Genomic DNA, 4,679 nt, shown 5'->3' with positions numbered 1-4,679 from the left:
GTCGAGCAGATCTACATCCATGCCCAACGCGATTGGGACGAGAACATCGAGCACGACCAGAAGATCCGTGTCGGCAATGAGCGGCATGACACGGTCGAGGCCAACACCCTCAGCGAATTCAAGGTTGAAGAGCACCGGATTACCCACTTCGACCGCAAGACGGAAACACGGGTCGATGACCATCTGACGGTGGGCGCCACCCGGCACCTGAAGGTCGGTACCGCGCAATTTGTCGAGGCTGGCACCGAGATCCACTATCACGCCGGCGCCAAGGTCGTGATCGAAGGTGGCATGGAACTCACCGCCAAGGCTGGCGGCAGTTTTGTGAAGGTGGATGCCGGCGGCGTGACCATCAGCGGCGCCGAGGTAAAAACCAACTCCGGCGGTTCGCCAGGCTCGGGCACCGGAATCGCGATCAAGTTGCCGATCGCCTTGACCCCCGCCGACGCCGATGCTGCCGGCAAACTCCTCAGCGCGGCACCGATCAACACGCCGACGCCTGCGGAGCTGCTCGCCGCACCGTCATCCGGCGCCGCACCCGCTGCGCCAACGGCTGCAGAAACCCGACTGATCCAACAGAACATGCAGGCGCAAACCCTGGTAGCTGCCGCGAAAAGCGGCGTGCCCTTCTGCGAGATCTGCAACCAATGAGCCAGTTTCGCCCCAGTCTCAACGAATGGTTGACGGCCGAGTTCTGGCCGCAGGGTATGCAGCCAGGCACGCCGAAGGTCTATGCCCTGCTGGACGGCGCCCGCGACCCACGCATCGAATCGCTGGTGCGTAGCAGCGGCGCGGAATTTTCCTGCCTGTACGCGGGCGAACTCGCTCCGAGCCTGTCGGCCGCAGCGCCTTATCTGCTGCAGCTCGACCCGCAACAGCCGTATACATGGCGACTGTTCGAGGAAGGCTGGGGGCAGAGTTGGGGCAGTTTCGTCATCGCCCCGGCGCACGTGTCGCTGGACGACCTGCGCAGCCACTTTCGCACGCTGCTGCGGGTGACCGATCCGGATGGCAACCTTCTGGTGTTTCGATTCTACGACCCCAGAGTCCTGCGCGTTTACCTGCCGACCTGCACCGCGCAAGAGCGCGCCGCGATGTTTGGCCCGGCGAGCAAGCTCATCGCCGAAACCAGTACGGGTAATTCCTTGATTGTGTACCCGGCGGATCCCGCCGGCGGGCCAGCGGCGCGAGTCAGTGGCTGGCCGTCGGCTGATGCGGTTGGGTAATACGCTCTGGAAAACCCTCGAGCGGCAAGATAACCATCACGGAGTGGCCGTTTGAAACGTCTCGCCTGTCTATTGTTTCCGCTGCTCGCCGCCTGTAGCGCTGGCCCGCTGATGTATCCCGAATCGACAGCAGGTCGCCCGACGCTCCTTTATCCGACCTGCCCTGGGCCGCAAACGGCGATGCGTTTCACAACGACATCAAACGAGCTGAACTGGGTTTTCCTGCTGGTTCACGTCTCGTTGCCGGGAGGCGAGACCTGGCCGCCAGGAGCCGCAGTGACGGAAACCGAGGTACGACTTTCCACACAGCTGTATATGGAATATTCGCCTCGCCGTGCACTTCCCCCTCAGGGTCAATCCGAGACACAACTCAAAGTGCCGCTGTGGATCAGCGCCTCATCGCCGATAGCAACCGTGCAGTTGGCCAACGGAAAAACCTATCAATTCAGTATCGAACGCCTGAAAACCGGCTTCGATCCGCGCGCCCCTGAAGTACGCGATGTCCAGCACCCCGGAAGCCCCTTGGGCAAAGGTGATCTGGGCGACTTCATCCTGACGTTGCCCGAGCTGTACCTGAACGGTGAGAAAATCAACACCGCGCCGATCCATTTCAAGAAACGCGAAGAGCGCTATTTCCCGATATTCAACTGTTGAAGGCTCAGACCGGAGAAATGGTCGCGAGCAAGCCGATCAGAATGGTCAGTGTCAGGAATCCACCCAGAAAAAACGCCATCTTGTTCATATTGCTCTCCTCAATGCCGAGCTTGCGGTGCACCGGACGCTTCGGGATGAAGGACTGCCGCGAGTGACCGGACTACGGGGCTATTCTGAGCCGATGACTGCGCCGGTTACAGAGGCAGATCGCACTGAAAAATACATATCAGATGCACATCTGATCCTGTAGGAGCTGTCGAGTGAAACGAGGCTGCGATCTTTTGATCTTGAAAAACAAAATCAAAAGATCGCAGCCTCGTTTCACTCGACAGCTCCTACATAGGCTTTTCATAGGGTGATATTCAGGTTGCCATGACAAGGTTGCCCTGTCGGCGCTTTGCTCTAGAGTCTTGGTCACCGCGAGAACAACTGGAAAAAAACCGGAGTGAAGATGACCGACCTCAATCTGCAAGCCAACGTCGCCGAATCCCTGAACCGCTGGCACCAGATGATCCGCACCGGCAACCTCAAAGCCCTGCCCGAACTGCTTGACCCCAATGCGGTATTCCGCTCACCCATGGCCCATACGCCCTACTCCGGCGCGCAAGTGGTGTCGATGATCCTCAATACCGTGTTCAACGTGTTCGAAGACTTCAAATACCACCGTGAACTGGTGACGGCCGATGGTCTGAACGTGGTTCTGGAATTCAGTGCCAAGGTCGGGACGAAGGAGCTGAAGGGCATCGACATGATTCGCTTTGATGAGGCCGGGAAGATCGTCGAGTTTGAAGTGATGGTGCGGCCGTTGAGCGGGTTGCAGGCCCTCGGCGAAGAAATGGGTCGGCGCCTCGGCGCATACCTGGCAAACGCAAAACCCTAACTACGAATACCCCATGTAGGAGCTGCCGGAGGCTGCGATCTTTTGATCTTTGTATTTAAAAGATCGCAGCCTGCGGCAGCTCCTACACGTGGTTACACGGCGAGAGATATGGCGGTGATACACGACTTGACCACAAAAACCACTGAACGCCGCCGGTTCCGTGAACTTGATGCTTGAGCACTACGCAACCTTACCAAAGACCACTTTGCCTCTCACATTACTTATTCCATTAAAAAACCTTCACACATGAAACCAGTATAAAAACCTGTCATATATGACAGGTGTAAAAAAAACAGACCTGGATATCCTCAGATTGAGTCGAAAATTCCATGCCAGAACTTCGACTGTTCTTCAGCCCTGTCTACCGTGGAGAATTAGAATGCCATACTCATTCAATGATGATCTTTTGAAACAACCCCCAAGCGAGAAACAACCCGTCGAAAAGTCAGGCGGATCTACTAACGTTTTAAAGCCTTACACTGACAATACACACTACTCAAACTGTATTTGCGAACCCTGCAAAAAAAGCAGAGGTAATCTCACTGGTAAAGATGCGGTTTATAATCAATATCACAGTACTCCACCTATCTATCCGGATAAGCAATAATTCCTTTCCGGATGAACATACGTCTCCGCAAAAAAACAACATCGAAAGAAAAAGCCCACTGACCGTCGCCGGTTCAGTGGGCTTTGTGTATCCGGCGTCTAGTTACAGCGCCATGTCACGTGCAGCGTTTTCCTTCGGCGCTTCAGCTTTTCCAGCGGCCGGTGCGGCCGGAGCAGCTACCTGACCGATCACCGGAGGCGTCGGCAGTTCGAGGATTTTGGCGGTGTAAGCCCATTCTGCAGCCACTTTGGCTGGATCGCTGTTCAGCTGAGTGCCGTAGCTTGGAACGATCTGGTGCAGCTTGGTTTGCCACTCTGGGCTAGCCACTTTGTCTTTGAAGACTTTCTGCAGCACACTCAGCATGATCGGTGCAGCGGTCGACGCGCCTGGCGATGCGCCCAGCAGGCCGGCGATGGAGCCGTCTTGCGCGGCAACGATTTCGGTGCCCAGTTTCAGGACGCCGCCAGCGGCTTCATCACGCTTGATGATTTGCACGCGTTGGCCGGCTTGCCACAGGCGCCAGTCTTCGGCTTTGGCGTTCGGGAAGTATTCCTTCAGCGCGTTCATGCGGTCTTCATCCGACAGCATCAGTTGGCCAGCAAGGTACTCGACCAGCGGGTATTCCTTGATGCCGACCTTGGTCATAGGCCAGATGTTGTGGGTGGTGGTGCTGGTCAGCAGGTCCAGGTACGAGCCTTCCTTGAGGAACTTGGTGCTGAAGGTCGCGAATGGGCCAAACAGGATCACGCGCTTGCCGTCCAGAACACGGGTGTCCAGGTGCGGAACCGACATCGGCGGTGCGCCAACCGAAGCTTTACCGTAGGCCTTGGCCAGGTGCTGTTCAGCGATGGCCGGGTTATCGGTCACCAGGAACGAACCACCGACCGGGAAGCCAGCGTATTCCTTGGCTTCAGGAATGCCCGACTTCTGCAGCAGGTGCAGTGCACCGCCGCCAGCGCCGATGAACACGAACTTGGCGTCGGTTTCGGTTTTAGTGCCGTCTTTGAGGTTTTTGTAGCTGACGCGCCAGGTGCCGTCGGCGTTCTTGGTGATGTCTTCGACTTCGCTCGACAGTTTCAGATCGAAGTTAGGCTTGGTTTGCAGGTGGGCAGCGAACTGGCGGGTGATTTCGCCGAAGTTCATGTCGGTACCCAGCGGGCTCCAGGTGGCCGCGATTTTCTGGTTCGGGTCACGCCCTTCCATCATCAGCGGAACCCACAACTTGAGCCCCGCCTGGTCTTCGGAGGACTGCATGCCGGCGACACGAGGGCGCCCAGGCCGACCGGCGTGGGCGTGGGCGGGGCGCGAACAG

Annotated in this window: 5 protein-coding genes; 4 read left to right on the top strand and 1 reads right to left on the bottom strand. The window is 57.5% G+C overall.

The features are described from left to right. The 4 genes from ACIPZE_RS17700 to ACIPZE_RS17685 form a co-directional block, all read left to right on the top strand. Nucleotides 1-651, top strand: a 651-nt coding sequence (locus ACIPZE_RS17700) for a bacteriophage T4 gp5 trimerisation domain-containing protein (RefSeq protein WP_400774239.1), incomplete at its 5' end; no start/stop codon positions are given. After that, a complete protein-coding gene (locus tag ACIPZE_RS17695; protein WP_400774236.1) occupies nucleotides 648-1,226 on the top strand; it encodes a DUF4123 domain-containing protein in 579 nt (192 codons plus the stop codon). The genes ACIPZE_RS17700 and ACIPZE_RS17695, both read left to right, overlap by 4 nt. A 51-nt stretch (nucleotides 1,227-1,277) precedes the next feature. Next, nucleotides 1,278-1,880 (top strand): hypothetical protein, encoded by a 603-nt coding sequence (locus ACIPZE_RS17690; RefSeq protein ID WP_400774233.1) that lies wholly within the window; start codon nucleotides 1,278-1,280, stop codon nucleotides 1,878-1,880. A 451-nt stretch (nucleotides 1,881-2,331) separates the two neighbouring features. Beyond that, nucleotides 2,332-2,760 (top strand): nuclear transport factor 2 family protein, encoded by a 429-nt coding sequence (locus ACIPZE_RS17685; RefSeq protein WP_283435981.1) that lies wholly within the window; start codon nucleotides 2,332-2,334, stop codon nucleotides 2,758-2,760. A gap of 709 nt (nucleotides 2,761-3,469) precedes the next feature. On the opposite strand, the gene ACIPZE_RS17680 is transcribed toward ACIPZE_RS17685, so the two are convergent. Further along, nucleotides 3,470-4,679: malate:quinone oxidoreductase (locus ACIPZE_RS17680; protein ID WP_400774230.1), on the bottom strand; the 1,210-nt coding region annotated here is incomplete at its 5' end.

Origin of the sequence: Pseudomonas sp. NPDC089741, assembly GCF_044748825.1 — a bacterium.
In the GTDB taxonomy this organism is placed as follows: domain Bacteria; phylum Pseudomonadota; class Gammaproteobacteria; order Pseudomonadales; family Pseudomonadaceae; genus Aquipseudomonas; species Aquipseudomonas helmanticensis.
The sequence above is the reverse complement of the archived record's forward strand: the minus strand, read 5'-3'. Positions and strand labels throughout refer to the sequence as shown.

What these genes read in the sequence shown, in the direction of transcription:
- ACIPZE_RS17695 (WP_400774236.1), top strand. Translation starts at nt 648, where the DNA reads ATGAGCCAGTTTCGCCCCAGTCTCAACGAATGGTTGACGGCCGAGTTC.
- ACIPZE_RS17685 (WP_283435981.1), top strand. Translation starts at nt 2,332, where the DNA reads ATGACCGACCTCAATCTGCAAGCCAACGTCGCCGAATCCCTGAACCGC.